We start from the raw sequence: 24,716 nt of genomic DNA, 5'->3' as shown, positions 1-24,716 counted from the left end.
GCTTTTGACGCAGCGCTTTGTGCGCTGCTTTTCTCATTCTCTTCATCCCGTCCGCAGCCATGCACGACAAAATCCTGATTCTCGACTTCGGTTCGCAAGTCACCCAACTGATTGCGCGGCGTGTGCGTGAAGCCCACGTCTACTGCGAAATCCATCCGAACGATGTGTCCGACGACTTCGTCCGCGAGTTCGCGCCGAAGGCGGTGATCCTGTCGGGCAGCCATGCGAGCACGTACGAAGACCATCAACTGCGCGCGCCGCAGGCCGTGTGGGATCTCGGCGTGCCCGTGCTCGGCATCTGCTACGGCATGCAGACGATGGCCGTGCAGCTCGGCGGCAAGGTCGAGTGGAGCGACCATCGCGAATTCGGCTACGCGGAAATGCGTGCGCACGGCCATACGCGCCTGCTCGACGGCATCGAGGATTTCACGACGGCCGAAGGCCACGGGATGCTGAAGGTCTGGATGAGCCACGGCGACAAGGTTGCCGAACTGCCGCCGGGCTTCGCGCTGATGGCGTCGACGCCGAGCTGCCCGATCGCCGGCATGGCCGACGAGGCGCGCGGCTACTACGCGGTGCAGTTCCACCCGGAAGTCACGCACACGGTGAAGGGCCGCCAGATCATCGAACGCTTCGTGCTGCAGATCGCCGGCGCGAAGCCCGACTGGATCATGAAGAACCACATCGAGGAAGCCGTCGCGAAGATCCGCGAGCAGGTCGGTGACGAGGAAGTGATTCTCGGCCTGTCGGGCGGCGTCGATTCGAGCGTCGCAGCGGCGCTGATCCACCGCGCGATCGGCGACCAGCTCACCTGCGTGTTCGTCGATCACGGCCTGCTGCGCCTGAACGAAGGCAAGATGGTGCTCGACATGTTCGAAGGCCGCCTGCATGCGAAGGTCGTGCACGTCGATGCAGCCGATCAGTTCCTCGGCCACCTGGCCGGCGTGACCGATCCGGAAGCGAAGCGCAAGATCATCGGCCGCGAGTTCGTCGAGGTGTTCCAGGCCGAGGCGAAGAAGCTGTCGAAGGCGAAGTGGCTCGCGCAGGGCACGATCTACCCGGACGTGGTCGAATCGGGCGGCACGAAGACGAAGAAGGCGACGACGATCAAGAGCCACCACAACGTCGGCGGCCTGCCGGAAACGCTCGGCCTGAAGCTGCTCGAACCGCTGCGCGACCTGTTCAAGGACGAAGTGCGCGAGCTGGGCGTCGCGCTCGGCCTGCCGCCGGAGATGGTGTACCGCCATCCGTTCCCGGGCCCGGGCCTCGGCGTGCGGATTCTCGGCGAAGTGAAGCGCGAGTTCGCGGACCTGCTGCGCCGCGCGGACGCGATCTTCATCGAGGAGCTGCGCAACACGACCGCGACCGCGCAGGATGCGGCTGCGGGCCTGTGCGGCGAGGCCGATGTCGGCAAGAGCTGGTACGACCTGACGAGCCAGGCATTCGCGGTGTTCCTGCCGGTCAAGTCGGTCGGCGTGATGGGCGATGGCCGCACGTACGACTACGTGACGTCGCTGCGCGCCGTGCAGACGACCGACTTCATGACCGCGCACTGGGCGCACTTGCCGTACGCGCTGCTCGGCCGTGCGTCGAACCGGATCATCAACGAAGTGCGCGGGATCAACCGGGTCGTGTACGACATCTCGGGCAAGCCGCCGGCGACGATCGAGTGGGAGTGAGCATCGCGGCCGAATCGGCGTTCGGGTTCGCTTTCGTCATTGCGCGTCGGTTGATGGCGCGATAGTGCGTAGCGGGTGGCCGGTTCGGTTCGTCTGCTGTCCAGGCTCCGGTCCGGACAAAAAAACGGCTTGGCGATTGCCAAGCCGTTTTGCGCTAACGCATCGCGTGGATCAGGACGCGTCGTGTTCCCGGCCGCGATCGAATTCGGATGCTCACGCGTGCGCGCGCACGAGCGATCGCAGGTACGTCGGCACCTTTGCCTTGCTCGTTGCCTGGACACGCGACATCAGCGTGTGATCGATCCGGTCCAGCCCGTAAGTCCGCGCAATGTCGTCCTGCAACCGGCACCACAGATGGCCAGCCATCTCGGCATCGACCATCGCCCGGTGCGCACGGCCCGATTTCGGCAACCGCAGCATCTCGACCAGACTCGACAGGCGGTGACTTTGGGCGTCCGGGTAGATCCGTCTCGCGACGAGCATCGTGCAGGCGAAGGAGTGCTCGGCCGACATGCCGAGCAGCCCGAGCTCCGACTGCCAGAAGCGCTTGTCGAAACCAGCGTTGTGGGCGACGACGGCATGCTTGCCGACGAACGCCGCTGCTTCCTTCATGACTTCGGACGCCGGTGGCGCCGCCGCAATCATGTCGTTCGTGATGCCGGTGAGCGCGACGACGTCGGACGGGATGCGTCTGCCCGCATTCATCAGGCTCTGGAAACGGTCGACGATCTGCCCGTCACGCAGAAGGATGACGGCGATTTCGGTCGCACGGTCGCCCATATTCGGCGACAGCCCGGTAGTTTCGAAGTCCAGTACCGCGACGGTTTGCATGGTTGAATCCTGCTGCTTCATGGGGTGACGTTTGGGTTGGCCGAGAGGGTAGCACTTTCGAGTCTGCGATAGACTCGTTCAGCCCCAGAAACGCACTTTCTCGCCATTTCACCATTTGCGATCCGCTGCCATGGTGCCGCGACCCAACTGACGCTGCCCGGATTCGATGTGCCGCCGCCGGTTCAGAAGCATCGCCTTTTCTTCGCCGCGATGCCCGATCGGTACGCTGGCGATTGGATGCACGTCGCTCCGAACATCAGGCGGCAAGCCCGCTCGCGCCTTCGATCATTCGGATCGAGCCCGTGGTTTGCCCCGTCCCTTGCCTGATGCTGAATTCGATCAGTTCCTCATAGATGTCCCGCTGCCCGGCCGGCAGCACGGGCAGCAGCGTTTCGCGGCGCTTGTCCGGATCGAACATCGATTCCACCAGCCACCCAGTCAGGTAGAGCGCCGCGAGGCAGCCGCCCGCCGTCGCGACGTTGCCGTGACACACCAGCGGCTGATCCGGCGCCTGCAGCCCGTGTGCGAGCAAGCCATCCCGCGCATCGGGATGGGTGGTTGCCCGACGCTCCGCCAGCAACCCAAGCCGTTCGAGAATGAACGCGCCGGCGCAGATCGACCCGATATGCTGGTGCGCCGGATCGAGTTCGAACGACGGCAGGAAATCCGGGCTCGCCAGCGCGGCCGGTATGCCTTGCTTGCCGCTCGAGAACAACACGGCATCGGCGTGATTGGCATCCGACAGCGGGCCGTGAACGGGAATGGCCAGCCCATGCGCGGAATGCAGCACGGGCTGCGCGCCAAGAATCCGGACGCGCCAGTCCGAGGTGTTGCGCCCGAGGATGTCCCACATCAGGAACAGGTCGATGTCGGTGAACCGGTCGAATGCAACGAGCACGATGTCTTTCAACGCGAACTCCATGAGTCGTGGCGCCATGCGGGAAGCGGCGGCGGCCGTGATAGAGTTCGCAGCCTAACTGTCCAACCCGCACCATACACAGCCTGTATGGCGATGCCGATGCGTACACTGACTCGAAACGACTGGATCGCGGCGGGCTTCGACGCCCTCGACGGGGAGGGCTATTCGGGCATTTCGGCCGAAAGCCTCGCGCGACGGCTGAACGTGACCCGCGGCTCGTTCTATCACCACTTCCGCAATCGCGAAGACTTCGTCCGGGCACTGCTGACCGCGTGGGAGGACGACTACACCGCACGCATGCTCGCGTACGCGGCGGAGGGCCGCAGTGCGGGCGACACGCTGACGCGCTACCTGCGCATCGCAGCTGAAAAGCGGCCGGGACGCGAAGTGGCGATTCGCGCGTGGGCGTTGCAGGACGCGCTGGTTGCAGCGTTCCAGCAGCGCGTCGATGCCACGCGTCTCGCCTTCGCGGTCGAGATGTCCCGTCGCTGGGTCCGCATGCCGGGCGAAGCCGAGATCGTGGGGCAGGTCGCGCACCTGTGCTTGATCGGCGGTCAGCAGGCGGGGCTGCGGCGCGAGGCCGAGCGGTTCAATCACTTCATGCAACGTGCGTTCGCCGTCGCCGAGCGTGTGCTGCCGCGACGACGCGTGTAGCTGCGTGTAGCCGCGTGAGGGGCGTATCGGATTGATGCGACGCGATTGGATGTCACGCGTTTTCCCGATCCTCCTCAGGGCTGCTTACCACCCCGATAACGAAGGTGAATCAGCGGATAAGGCCGGCCTTGTCCATCGAGCGCCGATCGACCGCAGCGCTCGAATCCGAGCCGTTCGTAGAATCCCGTCGCCGCTTCGTTCTGCTCGTTGACGTCGGTCGTCAAGCCGGGATGGCGCGCGAGTGCATGTTCGACAAGCCGCCGCCCGACCCCCGCGCCATGGTGGCCGGGGTCGACGAACAGCGCTTCCATGTGACTGCCGTCGAGCAGCATGAAACCGATCGCCCGATCGTGTTCGTCGACAGCCAGGTCGAGCGGTGCGGCGGGCAGGAACGCGACGACTTCGGATTCGATCGCGCGACGATCGTCGTCGCTCAGGAAGTGATGCGTGGCATCGACTGCATTGCGCCAGATGGCCAGCACGCGCGTGCCGTCGGTGTCGGTGGATTTGCGAATTCTGATCATGGCTGGATAAGTGGTGATCCGGGACTCGGCGGGTAGCCGGCCCCTTGATGGACCGAGCGCGTCGCCCGCACGGTAGCGCGAAAACGACAACGGAATTTCAGATAGGCGAGCGTCTCGCGTCGCCCAGCGATGCCGCCCGTTCGATCGCCCGTCGTGCGACGTCGCGCACGCCTGCGCTCATCGGCAAATCGTCGCGGTCGAGCTCGTCGATGCCGAACCAGCGCGCATCGAGCGCATCGTCGCCGGCAACGGGCGTGCCGCGCAACCATCTGCACAGCACCGCGACCATGATGAAATGCTGGCGCACGGCGCCGCTGGCATCGTAATCGAACGCATCCAGCGCGGTAAAGGCATCGAGCGCTGCGACTTCGACGGTCGTCTCTTCGGCGATCTCGCGAACGACCGCGTCCGCGATCGGCTCGCCCGGTTCGATCTTGCCGCCGGGGAATCCCCAGCATCCCGCATCGGGCGGATTCGCGCGGCGCACGAGCAGTACGTCGCGTTCGCGCAGCACGATGCCGATCACGGCGGGAACGGCGCGCACGGGTGCGGCGGCAACGGGTGCGGAATGCGACGATCCGGACATGGTCGTGCCTACGCGTCGGTGCGACGCTCAATCGCCCGGATGACAGCGACCATGTCGTCCGAGCCATGTCCGGCCTTGGCGGTCTCGCCATAAAGCGCGTGGCAGATGTCGAGCAGCGGTGACGCGATGCCGATGCTGCGCGCGGATTCGGCGACGAGGCGCGCGTTCTTCAGCACGTCGGTGATCGCGGCCTGCACGGAGAAATCCCCGGCGACCAGCTTGCCGAGCTTCACGCGCGACACGTCACTTGCCATCGGGCCGGCGTTCAGCACGTCGGCGAAGCGGGCGAGATCGATGCCGTGACGTTGCGCGAAATGCGTGGCTTCGGTCAGGCCGGTGACCATCGTGATCAGGAACAGGTTGACCGCGAGCTTCATCGTCAGCGCCGACGGCACGTCGCCGCATACGAAGCTGTCGCGGCACAGCGGCTTCACGAGCGGGCGCACGGCGTCGACGTCGTGCGGCGCGCCGGCCAGCATCACGACGAGCTGGCCGGCCTCGGCCGGCTTGCGCGAGCCCGACACGGGCGCCTCGACGTAGCGGCCCGACGCAGCGGCGATTTCATCGGCGAGCGCACGCGAGTACTCGGGGGCGTTGGTGCCCATGTTCACGATCGTGTGGCCGCCGACGCGCGCGGCAAAACCGGGCGTGCCGCGCGCGAGGACGGCGTCGATCGCCGCGTCGTTCGCGAGCATCAGGATCACGGTGCGGCAGGTCGCGAATACGTCGTCGACGTGCTTGGCGACGCGTGCGCCGGCGTCGCGCAATGCATCGTCGCTGCCGTGCGACCGGCTCCAAACGACGAGCGGCGTGCCGGCCCGCGCGAGATTGAGCGCCATCGGCGTGCCCATCACGCCGAGGCCGATGAATCCGACTGCGGTTTGCATGTCCTTGCTCCCACGGTGGGTGGAGACGGTCGTGGGCGTCAGTATCGCAGCGTTTGCGCACGCCGGCCATCTCGCCTGCGAGCCCGCGTGAGCCGCATGACGGGTGCTACGCGAGGTCCGCCAGATAGGGCCACGGATAGATGCCGCGTGCGTGGCCGTCGCCGAACATGAGGCGGATGCCGTAGCCGGCCGGTTCCACGCCTTCCATCGTCAGGTCGGGGCGTGCATCGACACGGCCGCCGTCACGCCGGATGCGTCGGCATTCCGCGCACGGGCAATCGCTGCGCAATTGCGCATAGCCGATGCGCTGCGTGTTGCCATCGGGCCAGTGCAGCGTCAGCGTGCGTGCGGAATGATCGAGTGCGATTTCGGTCGGCAAGATCATCGCGGAGCGTCGCCGATTTGCTGGATCGCGATCCGCACGGCCTTGCGGACTTCCGGATCTCGATCCTCGAGCGCATCGTTCAGTGCGGGCAGCGTCGCAGGGTCGCCTAATTCGCCGAGCGCAAGCGCGGCTTCCTTGCGCAGGTTGCTGATCGCATGCGAGAGCAGCGCGACGACGGCCGGTGCCGCAGCCGCATCGCGCAACTGCCCGAGTGCGCGCGTGGCGCGCAGGCGCACCTGCCAGAAATCGTCGTCGAGCGCGGTGACGAGCGGCTCGCGCGCGGTCGTCACGCGCAGCTTGCCGAGCGTGGTGGCCGCTTCCTCGCGCACTTGCCATGCGCGGTCGCGCAGCGCGGCGAGCAATGCGTCGATGACGGTCGCATCGTCGGCCGCCGCGAAGCCGATCGAGCCGACCGCGGCGCGTCGCACGTCCGCGTCGGCATCGGCCGTCGCGATGCGCGCGAGCGGCGATAGCGCGCGCGGATCCCTGAGCCAGCCGAGTACTGCAACGGCTTCGGCGCGCACGGCCGGCGGCTCGGCATCGAGCGCGTGCAGCGCGGGGGCGAACGCGGCGGGGTCGCGCAATTCGCGCAAGCCGCGCAGCACGGCGCGGCGGACGAACGGCTCGGGCCGGTCGGCCCAGCGGCACAGCACGGCACCCGATGCCGCGTCCTTCAGTTCGGACAGGCTCTGCGCGGCGGCGGCGCGTACGTCGTCGTCGGGATCGAGCAGCGCGCCGCACAGTGCATCGACGACATCGGGCTGTTCCCACGCACCGAGTACGCGGGCAGCCTCGCCGCGCACGTCGGCCGACGGATCGGTGCGCAGTGCGGCGACGAATGCCGGCACGAGCTCGGGATCCTCGAGATCCGCGAGTTCGAAGAGCGCGACACGGCGCACGGATGCGTCGGGCGCGGCGAGGCGGGCGACGAGCGCGGCCCGGTCGCGCTCGTGTGCGCCGGGTAGCGGGGAAGCGTAGGAGAAGTCGGTCATGAGCGAGGGGATAGGGCGCTGACGCAGGCGGTCAGCGCAGCAGGTAAGGGATATCGACCTTGACTGCGCCGGTCGGGCAATCGCGCTCGCACGGCATGCAGTACCAGCATTCGTCGAACTGCATGTAGGCCTTGCCCTTGGTCACGTCGATGGCGAGCAGGTCGAGCGGGCACACGTCGACGCAGACGGTGCAGCCCTTGTCAGCGATGCACAGTGCGTCGTCGATCGTGACGGGCGCGCTGCTGCGCTGGAAGATGTCGTGCGGGGTATGCGGCATGGCATGGTTCCTCAGAGGGCGGCCGCGAGCGCGGCCGGTTCGCGGATGCGCAACTGCGCGTAGGCGCCGCGTTCGTCATCGGCAAGCGGCACGATGTAGGGTTCGACGGGCCGTTTCTCGCTGCGCATTGCGCCGTCGATGCCTTTGCGCAGCCATGTATGGCAGAACCATTCGGCGTCGTTGCGATGCGGGAAGTCGACGCGATGGTGATACAGCCCCCAGCGGCTCTCGGTGCGGAACAGCGACGCGCGCGCGGCCATTTCCGCGCAGTCGCGGATCGCACGCACTTCGGCCGCGCGCATCAGTTCGTGCGGATGGCTGGCCTTCATCTGTTCGATATCCTCAGTAATTCCATCAAAACGCTGCAGCCCGATTTCCATCTTGCGCGTCACCTTCGGCGGTTGCAGGTAATCGTTCACCATGCGGCGCAGCTTGTACTCCACCTGCGCCGGCGCGAGGCCGTGTTCGCGCAGAAGTGGCGCGAGCACGCGGGCGCGTTCGGCCTCGACCTGTTCGTCGTCCACCGGCGCATGATCGCGGCCGGCCACGTAGTCGGCCGCGTTCTGCCCGGCGAACCAGCCGTACGTGAACGCGCCGAGCATGTAGTTGTGCGGGACGGCCGCCATGTCGCCGGCTGCATAGAGCCCCGGCACCGTCGTCTCTGCGCGTGCGTTCACATGGACGCCCGATGCGCTGTGGCCGCTGCAGAAGCCGATCTCGGAGATGTGCATCTCGACCATCTGGCTGCGGTAGTCGGTGCCGCGCCCGGCATGGAAGCGGCCGCGGCTCGGCCGCTCGTTCGTATGCAGGATCTGCTCGATGGTCCGGATCGTTTCCTCCGCGAGATGGTCGAGCTTCAGGAACACGGGGCCGTTGCCGCTCTGCAGTTCCTGATAGAACTCCCACATCATCTGGCCGCTCCAGTAGTCGCATTCGATGAAGCGCTCGCCCTTGCCGTTCGCGGTGAAGCCGCCGAGCGGGCCCGTCACGTATGCGCACGCGGGGCCGTTGTAGTCCTTGATCAGCGGGTTGATCTGGAAGCATTCGAGATTCGCGAGCGCGGCGCCGGCGTGATAGGCCATCGCATAACCGTCGCCCGCGTTGGTCGGGTTCTCGTAGGTGCCCATCAGGTAGCCCGACGCCGGCAAGCCGAGGCGGCCGGCCGCTCCGCAGCAGAGGATCACGGCCTTCGCGCGGATCACGTGGAACTCGGCGGTGCGGCAGTCGAAGCCGAGCACGCCGCTCGCGCGGCCCTGCGTGTCGGTCAGCACGCGCGTCGCGACGATGCGGTTCGTGATCGCGATGCGCGCGCGCTTCAGCTGCCGGTACAGCACCTTCTTGATGTCGTGTCCCTCCGGCATCGGCAGCACGTACGAGCCCATGTGATGGACCTTCTTCACCGCATAGTCGCCGGTGCCGTCTTTCTCGAACTTCACGCCCCAGCGGTCGAGTTGCTCGATCGTCGCGAAGCTGTGCGTCGCATACGCGTACACGGCCTCCTGGTCGACGATGCCGTCGTTGGCGATCGTGATCTCGCGCGTGTACTGTTCGGCCGTGGCATGCCCGGGGATCACCGCGTTGTTCAGGCCGTCCATGCCCATCGAGATCGCGCCGCTGCGCTTCACGTTGGCCTTCTCGAGCAGCAACACGCGCAGGGACGGATCGCGCTCCTTCGCCTTGATCGCCGCCATCGGTCCGGCCGTGCCGCCGCCGACCACGACGATGTCGTATTCATGAACCTGGGTCGTCATTGCTGTTTCCTTGCAGATTTGCGTGCTTTTTGCCGGTCGATGCGCAGCCGGTACTGGAATGCGTCGCCGCGGAAGTAGAGGTATTCGTAGTCGATCGGGGTACCTGACGCGTCGTGCGTGAGGCGCTCGATGCGCAGCACGGGGCTGCTTTCCTCGACGCGCAGCGCGTCGACGATCTCGTCGTCGGCGAGGATCGCGTCGATCGACACGTCGGCATGGCCGAGCGGGATGCCGCAGTCGTTTTCCAGCACGAGGAAGATGTCCCGGGTCGCGAGATCGGCGCCCGCGAGGCGCTTGCCGAGCGCTTCGGGCACCCAGGTCTGTTCGAGCGACACCGGTTCGCGGTTCAGCAGCCGCACGCGATGGATCTCGACGAGCGGTGCGCCTTCGGGCACGTTCAGCTTCGTCGCGAGATGGCGGTCGGCTTTCACGGTGCGGAAACTGCGCAACTGGTTGACGATCTCGTAGCCCATCGACGACATCGCCTCGGCGAAGCCCTGCAGCGACGTCACGTTCTGGAATGCCTTCGGCTTCGACACGAACGTGCCCTTGCCATGCAGCTTGAACAGCAGTCCTTCCTTCTGCAGGTCGCCGAGCGCCTGGCGCACCGTGATGCGGCTGACGTCGAACATTGCGCACAGCTCGTGCTCGGACGGCATCCGGCTGTGCGGCGCATAGGTGCCGTCGAGAATGCGCGCGCGCAACGTGTCCTTGATCTGCACGTAGAGCGGGGCCGCCGACAGCGGCACGACGTTGGATGAGGTCATCGATCAACTTGTTATGACAAGATGAGTCGAGTGTAGTCAGCGCGGCCGCAGGGCCAAACCAATCATTTGCGATATCGAATTTCCGATTCCGGAAAAGCGGGGCGAACGCGTGATGCGCCCCTTGCCGGCCGCGCGAATTGATCGACAATAAAAAATCGTCGGTCCGTGGGTCGCGCATGTCGATTTACCGAGGATTCGCCCGTCGTACCCATGTCGACCGGGCATTGCGCCGTGCGCGCGGCCCGCGCCCGGTTTCCGAGACGGTCGAAACGAACCAGGAGACACGAGATGACGGATTCCCGATACCGCTGGGTGATCGTCGCCGCGGGCGGCCTGATGGGCTGCGTCGCGATCGGCGCGATGTTTTCGCTGCCGGTGTTCCTGCGCGCGATTGCGCGCGATACGGGCTGGTCGATGACCGGCATTTCCACGGCGATGACGCTCGGCTTCATCGCGATGGCTTTCGCGAGCATGGCATGGGGCAGCCTGTCGGACCGGATCGGCACGCGGCCGGTCGTCATCGCGGGCGCGGTGCTGCTGTCGGCGAGCCTGGCGCTGGCGAGCCGCGCGCCGTCGCTGCTCGTGTTCCAGCTGACCTTCGGCCTCGCCGTCGGCAGCGCGACGGCCGCGATATTCGCGCCGATGATGGCGTGCGTGACGGGCTGGTTCGACACGCATCGCAGCCTGGCGGTGTCGCTCGTGTCGGCCGGCATGGGGATGGCGCCGATGACGATGGCGCCGCTCGCCGCGTGGCTCGTGTCGGTGCGCGACTGGCGCACGTCGATGCTGCTGATTGCCGCGCTGGCCGCCGTCGTGATGATTCCCGTGTCGCTGCTGGTGCGGCGGGCGCCCGCGCTCGACCATGCTCCCGCGCACGCCGCGCCTTCGGCTGCCGGCGCGCCCGCGGCGATGTCGGTCGCGGATGCCCTGCGCTCGCCGCAGTTCATGATCCTGCTGCTGACCAATTTCTTCTGCTGCGCGACGCACTCGGGCCCGATCTTCCATACGGTCAGCTACGCGGTCACGTGCGGCATCCCGCTGATCGTCGCGGTGTCTATCTATAGCGTCGAAGGGCTCGCCGGCATGGGCGGCCGGATCGCGTTCGGGATTCTCGGCGATCGCCTCGGCGCGAAGCGCATGCTGGTGGCCGGGCTGCTCGCGCAGGCGCTCGGCGCGCTCGGCTACTACTTCGTGCGCTCGCTCGACGGGTTCTACGCGGTTGCGACGCTGTTCGGCTTCATCTACGCGGGCGTGATGCCGCTGTATTCGGTGCTCGCGCGCGAGAATTTCCCGCTGCGGATGATGGGCACCGTGATCGGCGGCTGCGCGATGGCCGGCAGCCTCGGGATGGCCGCGGGCCCGGTCGCCGGCGGCCTGATCGTCGACACGTTCGGCAGCTACGGCTGGTTGTACCTCGGTTCGTTCGCGATCGGCATCGGCGCGTTCCTGATCGCGATGATGTTCCGCCCGTTCGCGAAACCGCACCCGGAAACGGTGGCCGCGTGACGCGGCAACGACAGCGGGGCGGCGGCCATTTCGCCGGATCGGCGGGGTTCGACTCGCCTCATCACGATTAAAAAAAAGGGCCCGACACCGCGTGCGTTTGACGCGGTCCGGACGCCGCTCAGCCCGCTGCGGCGCAGCAGAGCGGCATTTGACGGTGATCGGCGTGCATGCGCAGCGATTCGGCCCCTAAAAAACACAATATCGAGCATATATTCGAAGGGCCTGTCATAGCCGCGTCACCCTGCTAGAATTCGGCCTGCCGCATTGTTCCGATTGACTGATGAGATTGCTTGACGCCCTGGTCGAACAACGTATTGCCGCCGCCGCCGCGCGGGGCGAGTTCGACGATTTGCCGGGTACCGGCGCGCCGCAGGCGCTGGATGACGACCTGCTCGTGCCCGAGGAGGTGCGGGTGGCCAACCGTATCCTGAAGAACGCGGGCTTCGTGCCGCCGGCGGTCGAGCAATTGCGCGCGCTGCGCAACCTGCATGACGAAGTGCAGGCGGTCAGCGACCGTGCCGCGCGCTGCCGGTTGCAGGCCAAGATCCTCGCGCTCGACATGGCGCTCGAATCGCTGCGCGGCGGCCCGATGGTGATGCCGCGCGACTACTGCCGACGCATCGCCGAACGCCTGTGCGAGCGTGGGCTCGACGAAGCGCCCGCCGAAGCGGGGCCGATGTGACGTCCGGCGAGCTGCACGACGCAGCCCGGTCGGCAATCGCCCCGGCGGCCGAGCCGGCCACCGATACACCTGTTCCCGAAGCCACGCCCGTGTCGGCGCGCGACCTGCATTTCATGCGGCTCGCGCAGGCCGCCGCCGAAGAGGCGCGCGCGGCCGGCGAAGTGCCGGTCGGCGCGGTGCTCGTGCGCGGTGACGAAGTGATCGCACGCGGCTTCAACCATCCGATCGGCGGGCACGACCCGTCGGCCCATGCGGAAATGGCCGCGCTGCGCATGGCCGCGCAGCATCTGGAGAATTACCGGATGCCCGGCTGCGAGCTGTACGTGACGCTCGAGCCGTGCCTGATGTGCGCAGGGGCGATCATGCATGCGCGCATCGCGCGAGTCGTCTATGGCGCCGCCGATCCGAAGACGGGCGCGTGCGGCAGCGTGATCGACGCGTTCGCGAATCCGCAGCTCAACCACCATACCGAAGTGACGGGCGGCGTGCTCGCCGACGAATGCGGCGCCGCGCTGAAGTCGTTCTTCGCCGAGCGCCGCCGAGCGCTGCGCGAAGCGCGGCTCGCCCGCGATGCCGAATCCGGCGCGTCGTAAGCACGCTCGCCGCGCACGACGCCGTGAACCGGAGACGGTTCGGACCCTCTAAGCAGGTTTGACGACCCGACACCTTTCGCCATGTCCTTCCAGCCCGCCGCGTCCTACACCATCCGCCTGCTGGCGCCGTCCGGTTATCCGCACGACCCCGACGCGATCAACCGCGCGCTCGAGCGCCTCAGCACTGCGCAGCAGCGCATCGAGAACATCGAGGCGACGCAGCGACGCTTCCAGCGGTTCGGCGGCACCGACGGCGAGCGGGCAGGCGACCTGAACCGCCTCGCCGATCCCGAGCGGCCGTTGCCGGACATCGCGCTCGCGGTGCGCGGCGGCTACGGCGCCGCGCGGATCCTGCACGGGCTCGACTACCGCGGGCTCGAGCGTCGGCTGCGCGATCAACCGGTCGCGCTCGTCGGCCACAGCGACTTCACCGCGATCCAGCTCGCGCTCTATGCAAAGGCGCGCATCAAGACGTTCGGCGGCCCGATGCTGTCCGCCGACTTCGGCGCGGAAACGCCGAGCGACTTCACGATGCAGCACTTCTGGCAGACGCTGACGCAGCCGAGCACGACGATCGTCACCGAGGCGCCGCAGGTGCAGAGCGTGAACGTGACGGGCACGTTGTGGGGTGGCAACCTCGCGATCCTGACGTCGCTGATCGGCACGCCATACATGCCCGACATCGAAGGCGGCATCCTGTTCATCGAGGACGTCAACGAGCAGCCGTTCCGGATCGAGCGGATGATCTATCAGCTGCACCTGTCGGGGCTGCTCGCGCGCCAGCAGGCGCTCGTGCTTGGCCAGTTCACCGGCGCGCGGCCGTTCGAGTACGACAACGGCTACGACATGCAGGCGATGATCGACCAGGTGCGCGCGGTGATCGGGATTCCGGTCGTCACGGGGCTCCAGTTCGGCCACGTGCCGGACCTGCTGACACTGCCGTTCGGCGCGCAGGCACAGCTCGTTGCGAATGCGCACGGCTTCCGGCTGACACTGTCGGACTATCCGCATCTCGGCTGATGCCGGCGCGATCGATCGAAAGGCGGGTTTCCCGCCTTTTTCTTTATATAAGTACGCAACTAACGGTCGGAAATTTTCATCGACTTGAATCCGGTCGTTGCCAGGTTGTGCACCATTTTTGTCAACAAAATGGCCGGGCGGGTATACGACGAGATGGGCTTCTGTCTTGCCTGAAAGGCTTGTCGTGCATGGAATGAGCGCATCATGCACCGGGCAGGGTCACATCGATGCACGCCAATTGTGCGCAATCCCCGAAAAGAATTGTTGACAATCTTTATGTCCGCCCTAGCATGAGGATCATCACACGATGCAGATCATGAACGAGCCCGATTCCCAGCCGTCCGGCGTAGCCGGCCCCGAAGCGATCGCCGAGCGGATCCGCACCGCGATCCTCGAGCATCGGCTCGCGCCCGGCGCGAAGCTGACGGAGGCGCAGCTCTGCGACGTGTTCGGCGTGAAGCGCGGGACGATCCGCCAGGCGCTCGCGCAGCTCGCGACCGACAAGCTGGTCGAGCTCGAGCCGAACCGCGGCGCGTTCGTCGCGAGCCCGACGCTGCAGGACGTGCACGAGGTGTTCGAGATGCGCCGGATCATCGAGCTTGCGGTGGTCGAGCGGCTTGCAACCGGGCCCGGCGCGAAGCGGCTGAAAGGCGTTGCTGCGTTGATCGACAAGGAACGCAGGGCGTTCGAGCGGCACGACTTCGCGGCGTGGATCCGGCTGTCGGGCGAATTTCACACGACGCTCGCCACGCTGATGGGAAATGCGACGCTCAGCGAGTGCCTCGAAGGGCTCGTCGCACGCTCGACGCTGATGTCCGCACTGTACGAATCGCACGGGCGCAGCCCGTGCTCGTGCGACGACCACGACGAGATCCTCGCCGCGCTGGAGGCGGGCGATCCGAAGCAGGCGGCGACGCTGATGGCGCGCCACCTGCAGCATGTCGAACTGAAGATGCTCGACCGGCCCGCGCAAGGGCAGGTCGATTTGCGCGAAGTGTTCGGCGGCGCCTGAGCGGCGACGCGAACCCGGCCGCGCGCCACAGAACGAGCGAAATGCAGGCCCGCGGTACTTGCCGCGGGCGGCGGGTCCGACTCCGGGCGACGATCCGGAGCGATATCGATGACGGTGGAGCGGCCGCCCGGCCGCGTCAAGGAGAAGTCATGGCTCAGTTCAGTGTGGCGCACGAGAGCGCCTATCCGGCGGAAGAAGGCGGCGAGGGCGGCGATCCGACGCTGCCGAATGGGTACAGCGAACGTCTGTATAACGAAGATTTGGCACCCCTGAAGAATCAGACATGGGGTTCGTACAACATCTTCGCGTTCTGGATGTCGGACGTACACAGCGTCGGCGGCTACGTGTTCGCGGGCAGCCTGTTCGCGCTCGGTCTGACGAGCTGGCAGGTGCTGATCGCGCTGATCGTCGGCATCGGCCTCGTGAACGTGCTGTGCAACCTGATCGCACGGCCGAGCCAGCAGATCGGCGTGCCGTATCCGGTCGCATGCCGCGCGACGTTCGGCGTGCTCGGCGCGAACGTGCCGGCCGTGATCCGCGGGCTGATCGCGATCGCGTGGTACGGCATCCAGACCTATCTCGCATCGAGCGCGCTCGTGATCGTCGTGCTGAAGTTCTTCCCGCAATGGCTGCCGTACGCGGACGTCCATCGCTACGGCTTCCTCGGGCTGTCGGCGGTCGGCTGGGCCGGCTTCATGCTGCTGTGGGTGCTGCAGGCGTTCGTGTTCTGGAACGGGATGGAGACGATCAAGAAGTTCATCGACTTCGCGGGCCCGGCCGTCTACGTCGTGATGTTCATCCTCGCCGGCTACATGGTGTGGCGCGCGGGCTGGCGCAACATCGGCATCAACCTCGGCGGCGTCAAGTATCACGGCGCGGAGGTGATCCCGGTGATGATCACGGCCGTGTCGCTGGTCGTGTCGTACTTCTCCGGGCCGATGCTGAACTTCGGCGACTTCTCTCGCTACTGCCGCTCGTTCGGCGAAGTGAAGCGCGGCAATTTCTGGGGGCTGCCCGTCAACTTCCTCGCGTTCTCGCTCGTCACGGTGATCACGACGGCAGCAACGCTGCCGGTGTTCGGCGAACTCATCACCGACCCGGTCGAGACGGTCGGCCGCATCGATCACCCGACCGCGGTGATCCTCGGCGCGCTGACGTTCACGATCGCGACGATCGGCATCAACATCGTCGCGAACTTCGTGTCGCCCGCGTTCGACTTCTCGAACGTCGCACCGAAGCTGATCAGCTGGCGCGCGGGCGGCATGCTCGCCGCCGTCGCGTCGATTTTCATCACGCCGTGGAACCTGTTCAACAACCCGGCCGTGATCCACTACACGCTCGACGTGCTCGGCGCGTTCATCGGCCCGCTGTACGGCGTGTTGATCGCCGACTTCTACCTCGTCAAGCGCGGCCGGCTCGTACGCGACGACCTGTACACGATGTCGGAAAGCGGCACGTACTGGTACACGGGCGGCGTGAACCGCCGTGCGGTCGCCGCGCTGTTGCCGGCCGCGGTGATCGCGATCGTCTGCGTGATGATGCCAGGCTGGCAGGGCGTCGCGAACTTCTCGTGGTTCATCGGCGCGGGGCTCGGCTTCGTGTTCTACCGGCTGCTCGTGAGCACGAAGGCGTGAGGAGCGTGCGATGAAGATCCGACTGATCAATCCGAATACGACGCAGCGGATGACCGACGCGATGGGTCGCTGCGCGCGCGAGGTCGCGGCCGCCGGCACGGAGATCGTCGCGGTGAGCCCGCCGATGGGGCCGCCGTCGATCGAAGGGTATTACGACGAGGCGCTCGCGACGCCGGGGCTGCTCGCCGAGATCGTGCAGGGCGAGCGCGACGGCTGCGACGCGTACGTGATCGCGTGCTTCGGCGACCCGGGCCTGTACGCGGCGCGCGAGCTCGCGCGCGGGCCGGTGATCGGCATCGCCGAGGCCGCGATGCATGCGGCGAGCGTGCTCGCGCCGGGCTTCTCGGTCGTCACGACGCTCGCGCGCACCTGCGGAATGGCGTGGCATCTCGCGGAGCGCTACGGGATGAAGCGCTTCTGCCGCAACGTGCGCGCGACCGACGTCGCGGTGCTCGAGCTCGACCGGCCCGGCTCGGCCGCGCGCCGGATCATCGTCGACGAATGCCGGCGCGCGCTCGACGAGGACGGCGCCGACGCGATCGTGCTCGGTTGCGCGGGGATGGCCGAATTCGCGCACGAGATCGAGCAGCAGATCGGCGCGCCGGTGGTCGAGGGCGTCACGGCGGCTGTCAAATGGGCCGAGGCGCTCGTCGCGTTGCGCCTCGCGACCGCGAAACGCGGCGATTTCGCCCGGCCGCTGCCGAAGCGCTACGACGGCGCGTTCGCCCGCTTCAGCCCGCCGGACGGGGATGCGGAGGAACCGGTCCCGAATTTGCCGCAACCGCACATACACACCGTCTGACACGCACTATCTGCGTCGCTGTATGGGCGCGTATGAACGTTTTCGCTACACTGGGCCGTCATCGCATCGGCTTGCGCGGCCGGCCTCCCGGCACCGCGCAGTCGATGCGAACCCATTATTTCAGCCCGCTTTCGCCGCATTTCGAACCCATGTCACTCGATCCCAACTATCCTCGCGACCTGATCGGCTACGGCCGCCATCCCGTTCAGGCGAACTGGCCGGGGCGCGCCCGCATCGCCGTGCAATTCGTGCTGAACTACGAGGAGGGTGGCGAGAACTGCGTGCTGCACGGCGATCCGGGCTCCGAACAGTTCCTGTCCGAAATCGTCGGCGCAGCCGCGTATCCGGACCGCCACATGAGCATGGAGTCGATCTACGAATACGGTTCGCGGGCCGGCGTGTGGCGCATCCTGCGCGAATTCGAGAAGCGCGGGATGCCGCTGACGGTATTCGGCGTCGGCATGGCGATCGAGCGTCATCCGGAGCTCGCGCGCGCATTCGTCGAGCTGGGCCATGAAATCGCGTGCCACGGCTGGCGCTGGATCCACTACCAGAGCATGGCGCCGGAACTCGAAGCCGAGCACATGCGCCTCGGGATGGAAGCGATCGAGCGCGTGACGGGCGAGCGCCCGCTCGGCTGGTACACCGGCCGCGACAGTCCCAATACGCACCGCCTGGTCGCCGAACACGGCGGTTTCCTGTACGACTCCGACAACTACGGCGACGACCTGCCGTTCTGGATGGACGTCGAAGTGTCGGGCGGCAAGACGTTGCCGCAGCTGATCGTGCCGTACACGCTCGACACGAACGACATGCGCTTCGCGACGCCGCAGGGCTTCAACACCGGCGATCACTTCTTCGACTACCTGCGCGACGCATTCGACGTGCTGTACGCGGAGGGCGACGAGGCGCCGAAGATGCTGTCGATCGGCATGCACTGCCGGTTGCTCGGCCGGCCGGGCCGGTTCCGCGGGCTGCAGCGTTTCCTCGACCACATCGAGAAGCACGATCGCGTATGGGTGACGCGCCGTGTCGATATCGCGCGTCACTGGCGTGAACATCATCCGTATCAGCCCAATCATCAAAACGAAGGGAAAGCATGAAGGCGATGCGCTACACGTTGGAACAACTGAACACGATGGCGCCGAGCGCATTTGTCGCGGCACTGTCGGGGATCTTCGAACATTCGCCGTGGGTGGCCGAGGTCGCCGCGGGCGAGCGGCCGTTCGCGAGCATCGACGCGTTGCACAAGACGATGTCGGGTGCGGTGGAAGCCGGCGGCGAAGTGCGCCAGCTCGCGCTGATCAACGCTCACCCGGAGCTGGCCGGCAAGGCCGCCGTGCGCGGCGAGCTGACGGCCGAGTCGACGCGCGAACAGAGCGGCGCGGGCCTCGACCAGTGCACGCAGGAAGAGTTCGACAAGCTGCTGACGCTGAACCGCACGTATCGCGAGAAGTTCGGCTTCCCGTTCATCCTCGCGGTGCGCGGCTATGACCGTCACGGCATCATCGCGAACTTCGAGTCGCGCGTGAATCATTCGCGCACCGAGGAACTGCGTGCGAGCCTCGACCAGATCTACCGCATCGCGCGCTTCCGTCTCGACGACCTGATCGACGCCTGACACCGCAATACGGCCTGCTGCGTCGCAGCGGCCTGATCGCATCACTGAAACAAGGAAACATCATGGCTGTTCCGCTTCTCGATCCCAACGCACCCGATTTCACGCGGCGCTACGTGAATCTTGCCGACCCGCGTCTCGGTGCGCAGGCGCTCGAGGCCAGCGACGATTTCTTCGCGCCGAAGGACCGGATGCTGAACCCCGAGCCGGCCGTGTTCATTCCCGGCAAGTACGACGACCACGGCAAGTGGATGGACGGCTGGGAAACGCGCCGCAAGCGCACGACGGGCTATGACTGGTGCATCGTCAAACTCGCGCGCCCGGGCGTGATCAAGGGCTTCGACATCGACACGAGCCACTTCACCGGCAACTTCCCGCCGGCCGCGTCGATCGAGGCCGCGTTCGTGGCCGACGGTGCGCCGACGCATGCGACCGAATGGGTCGAGATCGTGCCGTCGACGACGCTGCAGGGCAACAGCCATCACTACGTCGAAACGAGCGACGCGCATGCGTTCACGCACCTGCGCGTGAACATCTACCCGGACGGCGGCATTGCACGCCTGCGCGTGTATGGCCAGCCGCAGCTCGACTGGGCCGGCGCGAGCGCGACCGAGCAGTTCGACCTCGCGGCGATGGAAAACGGCGGTTACGTCGTGGCCGCGAACAACCAGCACTTCGGCGTCGCATCGAACCTGCTGCTGCCGGGCCGCGGCGTGAACATGGGCGACGGCTGGGAAACCCGCCGCCGCCGCGAACCGGGCAACGACTGGGCGATCATCGCGCTCGCGCAGCCGGGCGTGATCCGCAAGATCGAAGTCGATACCGCGTTCTTCAAGGGCAACTACCCGGACCGCTGCTCGATCCAGGCCGCTTACGTGTCGGGCGGCACGGACAGCTCGCTGATCACGCAGTCGATGTTCTGGCCGGTGCTGCTCGGCGAGCAGAAGCTGCAGATGGACAAGCAGCACTATTTCGAACACGACATCGCGTCGCTCGGCCCTGTCACGCACGTGCGACTGAACATCATTCCGGACGGTGGCGTGTCGCGCCTGCGTCTGTGGGGGACGCTCGACAAATGAAGACGCTTGTTATCGAACCGCTGACCAAGGAAGCGTTCGCGCCGTTCGGCGACGTGGTCGAAACGGACGGGGCGAAGCAGATCCCGATCAACCTCGGCACGACGATCCGGTTTCACGATCTCGCGAAAGTCGACGTGACCGATGAAGACGGCCGCACGCTCGTCAACCTGTTCCGTGGCCAGCCGCGCACGCTGCCGTTCGAAGTGAAGATGCTGGAGCGCCACCCGCTCGGCAGCCAGGCATTCGTGCCGCTGAACGACCAGCCGTATCTCGTCGTCGTGGCGCCCGCGGGCGATCTCGATCCGGCGAAGATCCGCGCATTCGTGACGAGCGGCTGGCAGGGCGTCAACTACGCGAAGGGCGTGTGGCACCACCCGCTGATCGCGCTCGGCGGCGTCAGTGACTTCATCGTCGTCGATCGCGGCGGAGACGGCCTGAACCTCAACGAGCAGGACCTGCAGGAATCGCTGTGGCTCACCGACGAGGCGCTCGCCGCGCTGACTGCCTGAGTCACCGGCGTTTCAGCCGGCGTCTGTCGAAACCCGCGCACGATGCGCGGGTTTTTTTATGCGCGGCCCGCGCCGCGCGCGTCAGGTCGCCGCGTTGTTGCGCGCGCTGCGCGAACCGTGGCCGCCGCGGCGCCGGATCGCGAGCGGCGCATGCTGCGCCATCAGCTCGGCGACCCAGTCGATGAAGACGCGCAGCTTCGCGCTGACGTGCCGGTTTGGCGGGAACGCGACGTACATCGGCATCGGTTCGAGTTGCCATCGCTCGAACAGCGGCACCAGTTCGCCACGGGAGCGATACGTGTCGGCCATGTAGTCGGGCAGCCACAGAATGCCCATCCCGGCGAGGCCGGCCTCGAGGTACGCATTGCCGTCGTCGACCGCCAGCACGTAGCGTCCGCGCACGGTGATCTGCTCGCCGTCGCATGCCATCGCAAACGGCAACGCCTTGCCGGTGCGTGCCCACAGGAACCCGACGATCCGGTGATGGGTGTCCTCCAGTTCCTCCGGATGCGCCGGCGTGCCGGCGCGCGCGAGGTAGGCCGGCGACGCATACACGCCGAGCCGCAGGTCGCCGACCTGCCGCGCGACCAGCGAGCGGTCGGTCGGTTCACCGCCGCGCACGACGCAGTCGACGTTCTCGCCGATCACGTCCACCACGCGGTCACTCACGCCCATGTCGAGCTGGATGTCCGGATAGCGCGCATGGAACGCGGGCAGCGCGGGGATCAGGATCAGGCGCGCGAACGGGCTCGGCACGTCCACGCGCAGCCGCCCGCGGGGCGATGCGGATGCAACCGACAGGCTCGTTTCGGCATCGTCCATGTCGGCCAGCAGCCGCACCACGCGGTCGTAGTACGCGGCGCCGTCGGCCGTGACGATGACCTTGCGCGTCGTGCGGTTGAACAGCTTCACGCGCAGCCGCGCTTCGAGCTGCTGCACCAGTTGCGTGACGGTGGTGCGGCTCATGTGCAGCGTGTCGGCGGCCTTCGTGAAGCTGCCGGCTTCCACCACGCGGGCGAACGCCTGCATTGCGTCGAATCGATCCATCGGGTCAGGGCTCCGCGTCGTTCGGAAATTGTTTGGGACGTGCAAACAGTGTTGGACAGGGTTGCCCGTTTATCAGTCGGGCAACGGTCCTTAAAGTGCCTTCATCGTTGATGCCGGGGCAGTTTCGCCCCACAAACCGAAGGAGGTGCTGAATGGTAAAGCGTAGCGTGGTTTTTCCGCCCGGTCGGCAGGCACTGTACGAGCGCAACCGTTATTCGCCGGCGCTGCGCTCGAACGGCTTCCTGTTCGTGTCCGGGCAGGTCGGCAGTCGCGAGGACGGCTCGCCCGAGCCGGAACTGGGCGCGCAGGTCCGCCGCGCGTTCGAGAACTTGAATGCGGTGCTGCGCGCGGCCGGCTGCACGTTCGACGATGTCGTCGACGTGACGGTGTTCCTCGTCGATCCCGAAGCGACGTTCGAGCGGATCTGGGAGATCGTCCCCGACTACTGGGGCGGTGCACCGCATCCGACGTTGACCGCCGTCGGCGTGACCTGGCTGTACGGCTTCCAGTTCGAGATCAAGGCGATCGCGCGGCTGCCGGAGGCGGTCGACGGGTGAGCAGGGCGTGCGTCACGGCGCGACGGACGGCTCCTGTTCATAAGCGTGATGCAGCAGCACGGCGAGCGATGACGAGTCGGGCAGCATCGTCGTGCCGAGCCGGCGCACGGCAATTCCCGGCGTCCACGAATTCATCACGACGGCGCCGGCCATCGACGGCAGATCGGCCGGTGTCACTTCACGGTCGTGGTGTGCGATGCCGAGGTGTGCCAGTTGCCGGCGCACGATGCCCATCGTGACGCCGCCGAGCATGCCGGCCACCGGCCACACGACCGAATCGCCGGTCCAGAACGCCAGGTTCCAGATCGAGCCCTCGCTGATGCGCCCCTGACGATCGACGAATGCCGCATCGTCGAAACCCTGCGCGACCGCACGGCGCAGGAAGTGCGTCTTCGCGACTTCGCCGACGTGCTTGATGTCGGGCAGCACGCGCTCGTGTTCGAACAGCGCGAGATCGAGCGGGCCGACCGGCCCCGGCGACGGCGCGGCGGTGCGCACCAGCACGTCGAGCGCTTCGTCGTCGCGCGGTGCGACGAATTCACCTGTCGACGCATGGATGGTCGCGGTCAGCGACAGTGCCGACGGTGCGCGATCGAGCGCGGCGCGCAGGAACGTGCATATCCGTTCGTCGGGCAGTGCATGACCGAACAGCGCGTTCGACGCGTCGCGCAATCGCGTGAGGTGCAGGTCGAGCCCGCGGACGCGGCCTTCGCGTATCTGCATCGCGGTGAAATGCGCGTGGCCCGCGAATGCCAATGCGGCGAGCGCATCGGGCGTGGCGGCTACGCCGTTGATCTGGGCGACGGACGGGAACGGTGCAGCGGTCATCTGCGACTCTCCAGGTTGGCTGCGGGCACGGGACGGCGCGCGGCATCTTCAAGAAAGCCTATTGTTTGCCGATTGATGGCGTCATGAAAAACGAGTGGTTTTGGAACTGTCATCAAATTCTTTTTGAAGATCGATGGAACGCATGTGGCCCGGTACGCGCGCGCTGAGGACGTTCGATGCGGCGGCGCGGCACCTGAATTTTTCGCGGGCGGCCGACGAGGTGGGGCTAACGCCGGCAGCCGTCAGTCACCAGATCAAGGAGATCGAGGCGCAGCTCGGCATGGCGCTGTTCGTCCGCACGAGCCGCAGCATCCGGCTGACGCCGGCCGGTGTCGTGCTGGCTGCCGCGGCCGCCGATGCGCTGGCGGGCCTGCTACGCGCGACTGCCCGGGCACGGCGCGTCGCGCGGGAGCAGACGGAGTTGCGCGTGTCGGTCGGCGCGCGTTTTGCGACGCACTGGCTGCTGCCGCGCCTGCCGCGTTTCAGGGCCGCGCACCCTGCGTTCGAGCTGACGTTCGACATCAGCGACCGGTTGCGCGATTTCGACGACGACGACGTCGATGTCGCGATCCGCTTCGGCACCGGGCGCTATCGCGGCACGTGCGCTCGGCGCCTGTTCGATACGTCGGTCGTCGCGATTTGCAGCCCGGCCTTGCTGTCGGCCGGGCCGCCGTTGCGCAAGCCGCGCGATCTGCTACGCCACACGCTCTGTCACGTCGACTGCGAAGTCGACGGCGTGACCTGGCCGCGCTGGTCGGCGTGGATGACCGCGGCCGGCGTCGACGGTTTCGATGACGGCCAGTGCGTGTCGTTTCCGGATTCGAGCCACGTCGTGCAGGCCGTGACGGACAGCACGGCGGTCGGTCTTGCGGAGCCGCACATGATCGTGCGCGATCTCGCGGAAGGGCGCGTCGTGCAGCTGTTCGACGTGAACGTCGAGGTGGCGCCGGGCCTTGCGTATCACGTCGTGTATCCGGAGCGCACGCAGGACGATCCGCGCATCGTCGCATTGCGTGACTGGCTCGCGGACGAAGTCGCGACGATGCACGCGTAGCGGTGGCGCCGGCGCATGCTATCGTGCCCGCATCTTTACCGCACGACGTCCGGTTCCGGACGCGCCCCACCGATGAGCCAACCTGAAAACGACCTCATGGTCCTGCTGCGCACGATGCAACCCGAAATGCATCCGGGCGCGTTCGCCTTCGTGTCGCTGCCGACCGATGTGGACGTATCGTTATCCGAAGTGATTGCGACGTTCCGCGAAGCGGAAGGGCTGACGGTCGTGGTCGACGAGGAGACGGCCGCACGTCGCGGCTGGCCGGTGTTGTTCCGCTCGGCATGGATCACGCTGACCGTGCATTCCGACCTCGCGGCCGTAGGCCTCACGGCTGCATTCGCGCGGGCGCTCGGCGCGGCCGGTATCAGCTGCAACGTGATGGCCGCCGCGTACCACGATCACATCTTCGTACCGTTCGACGACGGCCCGCGCGCGGTCGATGCGCTTGTCGCACTGCAGCGCGACGCGCTACGCGGCTAGCGCACGAAGCGCATTCGGTGCACGCAAAAAAAACGGGCCC

General features: G+C 66.8%; 28 protein-coding genes. 16 read left to right on the top strand and 12 right to left on the bottom strand.

The window, feature by feature from the left end:
* The first annotated feature begins 59 nt into the window (after nt 1-59).
* Nucleotides 60-1,679, top strand: coding sequence for a glutamine-hydrolyzing GMP synthase (gene guaA, locus U5809_RS05495; RefSeq protein ID WP_282505383.1), 1,620 nt, complete (start codon nt 60-62; stop codon nt 1,677-1,679).
* A 213-nt stretch (nt 1,680-1,892) separates the two neighbouring features.
* Here the strand turns inward: guaA and U5809_RS05490 are convergent, their stop codons facing one another.
* Both U5809_RS05490 and U5809_RS05485 read right to left on the bottom strand, forming a co-directional pair.
* Complete coding sequence (locus U5809_RS05490; protein ID WP_322085817.1) at nt 1,893-2,510, bottom strand: 3'-5' exonuclease; 618 nt, start codon at nt 2,508-2,510, stop codon at nt 1,893-1,895.
* Between the two features lie 256 nt (nt 2,511-2,766).
* Nucleotides 2,767-3,432: a DJ-1/PfpI family protein gene (locus U5809_RS05485; protein ID WP_322085921.1), complete on the bottom strand. Its 666-nt coding sequence runs from the start codon at nt 3,430-3,432 to the stop codon at nt 2,767-2,769.
* Between the two features lie 84 nt (nt 3,433-3,516).
* Between U5809_RS05485 and U5809_RS05480 the strand changes: the two genes are divergently transcribed.
* Nucleotides 3,517-4,083, top strand: a complete 567-nt coding sequence (locus tag U5809_RS05480; protein ID WP_322085816.1) for a helix-turn-helix domain-containing protein — start codon at nt 3,517-3,519, stop codon at nt 4,081-4,083.
* Between the two features lie 74 nt (nt 4,084-4,157).
* On the opposite strand, the gene U5809_RS05475 is transcribed toward U5809_RS05480, so the two are convergent.
* The 8 genes from U5809_RS05475 to U5809_RS05440 all read right to left on the bottom strand — a co-directional run bounded on the left by U5809_RS05475 (nt 4,158) and on the right by U5809_RS05440 (nt 10,252).
* Nucleotides 4,158-4,607, bottom strand: coding sequence for an acetyltransferase (locus U5809_RS05475; protein WP_322085920.1), 450 nt, complete (start codon nt 4,605-4,607; stop codon nt 4,158-4,160).
* Between the two features lie 97 nt (nt 4,608-4,704).
* Entirely contained in the window at nt 4,705-5,193 is a 489-nt protein-coding gene (locus U5809_RS05470; protein WP_322085815.1) for an NUDIX hydrolase, read from the bottom strand.
* Nucleotides 5,194-5,201: 8 nt separating this feature from the next.
* Nucleotides 5,202-6,080, bottom strand: a complete 879-nt coding sequence (locus U5809_RS05465) for an NAD(P)-dependent oxidoreductase (RefSeq protein ID WP_176047313.1) — start codon at nt 6,078-6,080, stop codon at nt 5,202-5,204.
* Between the two features lie 106 nt (nt 6,081-6,186).
* Nucleotides 6,187-6,465 carry a gamma-butyrobetaine hydroxylase-like domain-containing protein gene (locus U5809_RS05460; protein ID WP_322085814.1) on the bottom strand — a complete coding sequence of 93 codons (279 nt, stop codon included), beginning with the start codon at nt 6,463-6,465 and terminating at the stop codon, nt 6,187-6,189.
* Entirely contained in the window at nt 6,462-7,457 is a 996-nt protein-coding gene (locus U5809_RS05455; protein WP_322085813.1) for a HEAT repeat domain-containing protein, read from the bottom strand. The genes U5809_RS05460 and U5809_RS05455 overlap by 4 nt, the downstream gene beginning before the upstream one ends.
* 31 nt (nt 7,458-7,488) lie before the next feature.
* Nucleotides 7,489-7,734, bottom strand: a complete 246-nt coding sequence (locus U5809_RS05450) for a ferredoxin family protein (RefSeq protein ID WP_175920231.1) — start codon at nt 7,732-7,734, stop codon at nt 7,489-7,491.
* 11 nt (nt 7,735-7,745) lie between these two features.
* Nucleotides 7,746-9,485 (bottom strand): fumarate reductase/succinate dehydrogenase flavoprotein subunit, encoded by a 1,740-nt coding sequence (locus U5809_RS05445; RefSeq protein WP_322085812.1) that lies wholly within the window; start codon nt 9,483-9,485, stop codon nt 7,746-7,748.
* On the bottom strand, nt 9,482-10,252 hold the full coding sequence (locus U5809_RS05440; protein ID WP_322085811.1) for a GntR family transcriptional regulator: 771 nt from the start codon (nt 10,250-10,252) through the stop codon (nt 9,482-9,484). Before U5809_RS05440 ends, U5809_RS05445 begins: the two co-directional genes overlap by 4 nt.
* A 288-nt stretch (nt 10,253-10,540) precedes the next feature.
* On the opposite strand from U5809_RS05440, the gene U5809_RS05435 reads away from it, so the two are divergent.
* From U5809_RS05435 to U5809_RS05385, 11 genes are all read left to right on the top strand, one after another.
* A complete protein-coding gene (locus tag U5809_RS05435; RefSeq protein WP_322085810.1) occupies nt 10,541-11,758 on the top strand; it encodes an MFS transporter in 1,218 nt (405 codons plus the stop codon).
* Nucleotides 11,759-12,038: 280 nt separating this feature from the next.
* Nucleotides 12,039-12,440: a DnaJ family domain-containing protein gene (locus tag U5809_RS05430; RefSeq protein WP_012328731.1), complete on the top strand. Its 402-nt coding sequence runs from the start codon at nt 12,039-12,041 to the stop codon at nt 12,438-12,440.
* Complete coding sequence (gene tadA, locus U5809_RS05425) at nt 12,437-13,033, top strand: tRNA adenosine(34) deaminase TadA (RefSeq protein ID WP_322085809.1); 597 nt, start codon at nt 12,437-12,439, stop codon at nt 13,031-13,033. Before U5809_RS05430 ends, tadA begins: the two co-directional genes overlap by 4 nt.
* 81 nt (nt 13,034-13,114) lie before the next feature.
* On the top strand, nt 13,115-14,053 hold the full coding sequence (gene ldcA, locus U5809_RS05420; RefSeq protein WP_322085808.1) for a muramoyltetrapeptide carboxypeptidase: 939 nt from the start codon (nt 13,115-13,117) through the stop codon (nt 14,051-14,053).
* Between the two features lie 307 nt (nt 14,054-14,360).
* Nucleotides 14,361-15,065: a GntR family transcriptional regulator gene (locus U5809_RS05415; protein WP_322085807.1), complete on the top strand. Its 705-nt coding sequence runs from the start codon at nt 14,361-14,363 to the stop codon at nt 15,063-15,065.
* Between the two features lie 149 nt (nt 15,066-15,214).
* On the top strand, nt 15,215-16,699 hold the full coding sequence (locus U5809_RS05410; protein ID WP_322085806.1) for an NCS1 family nucleobase:cation symporter-1: 1,485 nt from the start codon (nt 15,215-15,217) through the stop codon (nt 16,697-16,699).
* Nucleotides 16,700-16,709: 10 nt separating this feature from the next.
* Nucleotides 16,710-17,501, top strand: coding sequence for an aspartate/glutamate racemase family protein (locus U5809_RS05405; protein ID WP_322085805.1), 792 nt, complete (start codon nt 16,710-16,712; stop codon nt 17,499-17,501).
* Between the two features lie 149 nt (nt 17,502-17,650).
* Nucleotides 17,651-18,604 (top strand): allantoinase PuuE, encoded by a 954-nt coding sequence (puuE, locus tag U5809_RS05400; RefSeq protein WP_322085804.1) that lies wholly within the window; start codon nt 17,651-17,653, stop codon nt 18,602-18,604.
* Entirely contained in the window at nt 18,601-19,122 is a 522-nt protein-coding gene (gene uraD / locus U5809_RS05395; RefSeq protein WP_059233892.1) for a 2-oxo-4-hydroxy-4-carboxy-5-ureidoimidazoline decarboxylase, read from the top strand. The genes puuE and uraD overlap by 4 nt, the downstream gene beginning before the upstream one ends.
* Nucleotides 19,123-19,184: 62 nt before the next feature.
* Nucleotides 19,185-20,198: an allantoicase gene (alc, locus tag U5809_RS05390; RefSeq protein WP_322085803.1), complete on the top strand. Its 1,014-nt coding sequence runs from the start codon at nt 19,185-19,187 to the stop codon at nt 20,196-20,198.
* Nucleotides 20,195-20,707, top strand: a complete 513-nt coding sequence (locus U5809_RS05385) for an ureidoglycolate lyase (RefSeq protein ID WP_282505352.1) — start codon at nt 20,195-20,197, stop codon at nt 20,705-20,707. The genes alc and U5809_RS05385 overlap by 4 nt, the downstream gene beginning before the upstream one ends.
* Nucleotides 20,708-20,788: 81 nt before the next feature.
* Here U5809_RS05385 and U5809_RS05380 read toward each other — a convergent pair whose 3' ends face one another.
* Nucleotides 20,789-21,754 carry a LysR substrate-binding domain-containing protein gene (locus tag U5809_RS05380; RefSeq protein ID WP_322085802.1) on the bottom strand — a complete coding sequence of 322 codons (966 nt, stop codon included), beginning with the start codon at nt 21,752-21,754 and terminating at the stop codon, nt 20,789-20,791.
* A gap of 152 nt (nt 21,755-21,906) precedes the next feature.
* On the opposite strand from U5809_RS05380, the gene U5809_RS05375 reads away from it, so the two are divergent.
* Nucleotides 21,907-22,311 (top strand): RidA family protein, encoded by a 405-nt coding sequence (locus tag U5809_RS05375; protein ID WP_322085801.1) that lies wholly within the window; start codon nt 21,907-21,909, stop codon nt 22,309-22,311.
* Between the two features lie 12 nt (nt 22,312-22,323).
* Here the strand turns inward: U5809_RS05375 and U5809_RS05370 are convergent, their stop codons facing one another.
* Nucleotides 22,324-23,139, bottom strand: coding sequence for an aminotransferase class IV family protein (locus U5809_RS05370; protein ID WP_322085800.1), 816 nt, complete (start codon nt 23,137-23,139; stop codon nt 22,324-22,326).
* Nucleotides 23,140-23,272: 133 nt separating this feature from the next.
* Here U5809_RS05370 and U5809_RS05365 point away from each other — a divergent pair, with 133 nt between their 5' ends.
* Together U5809_RS05365 and U5809_RS05360 are read left to right on the top strand one after the other, a co-directional pair.
* Nucleotides 23,273-24,193 (top strand): LysR substrate-binding domain-containing protein, encoded by a 921-nt coding sequence (locus U5809_RS05365; RefSeq protein WP_322085799.1) that lies wholly within the window; start codon nt 23,273-23,275, stop codon nt 24,191-24,193.
* Between the two features lie 72 nt (nt 24,194-24,265).
* A complete protein-coding gene (locus U5809_RS05360) occupies nt 24,266-24,676 on the top strand; it encodes an ACT domain-containing protein (protein ID WP_322085798.1) in 411 nt (136 codons plus the stop codon).
* Nucleotides 24,677-24,716: the final 40 nt, after the last annotated feature.

It is taken from the genome of Burkholderia sp. BCC1999 (genome assembly GCF_905339975.1).
GTDB lineage: Bacteria > Pseudomonadota > Gammaproteobacteria > Burkholderiales > Burkholderiaceae > Burkholderia.
Note: the sequence above shows the minus strand (reverse complement) of the source record. Positions and strands in the feature narration are given on the sequence as shown.

Excerpts from the sequence above, each read along its gene's own strand:
- U5809_RS05480 (WP_322085816.1), top strand. The coding sequence starts at position 3,517 with ATGGCGATGCCGATGCGTACACTGACTCGAAACGACTGGATCGCGGCG.
- U5809_RS05370 (WP_322085800.1), bottom strand. The coding sequence starts at position 23,139 with ATGACCGCTGCACCGTTCCCGTCCGTCGCCCAGATCAACGGCGTAGCC.
- U5809_RS05445 (WP_322085812.1), bottom strand. The coding sequence starts at position 9,485 with ATGACGACCCAGGTTCATGAATACGACATCGTCGTGGTCGGCGGCGGC.
- U5809_RS05460 (WP_322085814.1), bottom strand. The coding sequence starts at position 6,465 with ATGATCTTGCCGACCGAAATCGCACTCGATCATTCCGCACGCACGCTG.
- ldcA (WP_322085808.1), top strand. The coding sequence starts at position 13,115 with ATGTCCTTCCAGCCCGCCGCGTCCTACACCATCCGCCTGCTGGCGCCG.
- U5809_RS05485 (WP_322085921.1), bottom strand. The coding sequence starts at position 3,432 with ATGGAGTTCGCGTTGAAAGACATCGTGCTCGTTGCATTCGACCGGTTC.
- U5809_RS05470 (WP_322085815.1), bottom strand. The coding sequence starts at position 5,193 with ATGTCCGGATCGTCGCATTCCGCACCCGTTGCCGCCGCACCCGTGCGC.
- U5809_RS05380 (WP_322085802.1), bottom strand. The coding sequence starts at position 21,754 with ATGGATCGATTCGACGCAATGCAGGCGTTCGCCCGCGTGGTGGAAGCC.
- U5809_RS05450 (WP_175920231.1), bottom strand. The coding sequence starts at position 7,734 with ATGCCGCATACCCCGCACGACATCTTCCAGCGCAGCAGCGCGCCCGTC.
- U5809_RS05415 (WP_322085807.1), top strand. The coding sequence starts at position 14,361 with ATGCAGATCATGAACGAGCCCGATTCCCAGCCGTCCGGCGTAGCCGGC.
- U5809_RS05430 (WP_012328731.1), top strand. The coding sequence starts at position 12,039 with ATGAGATTGCTTGACGCCCTGGTCGAACAACGTATTGCCGCCGCCGCC.
- U5809_RS05490 (WP_322085817.1), bottom strand. The coding sequence starts at position 2,510 with ATGCAAACCGTCGCGGTACTGGACTTCGAAACTACCGGGCTGTCGCCG.
- U5809_RS05475 (WP_322085920.1), bottom strand. The coding sequence starts at position 4,607 with ATGATCAGAATTCGCAAATCCACCGACACCGACGGCACGCGCGTGCTG.
- U5809_RS05435 (WP_322085810.1), top strand. The coding sequence starts at position 10,541 with ATGACGGATTCCCGATACCGCTGGGTGATCGTCGCCGCGGGCGGCCTG.
- alc (WP_322085803.1), top strand. The coding sequence starts at position 19,185 with ATGGCTGTTCCGCTTCTCGATCCCAACGCACCCGATTTCACGCGGCGC.
- U5809_RS05465 (WP_176047313.1), bottom strand. The coding sequence starts at position 6,080 with ATGCAAACCGCAGTCGGATTCATCGGCCTCGGCGTGATGGGCACGCCG.
- puuE (WP_322085804.1), top strand. The coding sequence starts at position 17,651 with ATGTCACTCGATCCCAACTATCCTCGCGACCTGATCGGCTACGGCCGC.
- U5809_RS05385 (WP_282505352.1), top strand. The coding sequence starts at position 20,195 with ATGAAGACGCTTGTTATCGAACCGCTGACCAAGGAAGCGTTCGCGCCG.
- uraD (WP_059233892.1), top strand. The coding sequence starts at position 18,601 with ATGAAGGCGATGCGCTACACGTTGGAACAACTGAACACGATGGCGCCG.
- U5809_RS05405 (WP_322085805.1), top strand. The coding sequence starts at position 16,710 with ATGAAGATCCGACTGATCAATCCGAATACGACGCAGCGGATGACCGAC.
- U5809_RS05410 (WP_322085806.1), top strand. The coding sequence starts at position 15,215 with ATGGCTCAGTTCAGTGTGGCGCACGAGAGCGCCTATCCGGCGGAAGAA.
- U5809_RS05455 (WP_322085813.1), bottom strand. The coding sequence starts at position 7,457 with ATGACCGACTTCTCCTACGCTTCCCCGCTACCCGGCGCACACGAGCGC.
- U5809_RS05365 (WP_322085799.1), top strand. The coding sequence starts at position 23,273 with ATGGAACGCATGTGGCCCGGTACGCGCGCGCTGAGGACGTTCGATGCG.
- U5809_RS05360 (WP_322085798.1), top strand. The coding sequence starts at position 24,266 with ATGAGCCAACCTGAAAACGACCTCATGGTCCTGCTGCGCACGATGCAA.
- guaA (WP_282505383.1), top strand. The coding sequence starts at position 60 with ATGCACGACAAAATCCTGATTCTCGACTTCGGTTCGCAAGTCACCCAA.
- U5809_RS05440 (WP_322085811.1), bottom strand. The coding sequence starts at position 10,252 with ATGACCTCATCCAACGTCGTGCCGCTGTCGGCGGCCCCGCTCTACGTG.
- U5809_RS05375 (WP_322085801.1), top strand. The coding sequence starts at position 21,907 with ATGGTAAAGCGTAGCGTGGTTTTTCCGCCCGGTCGGCAGGCACTGTAC.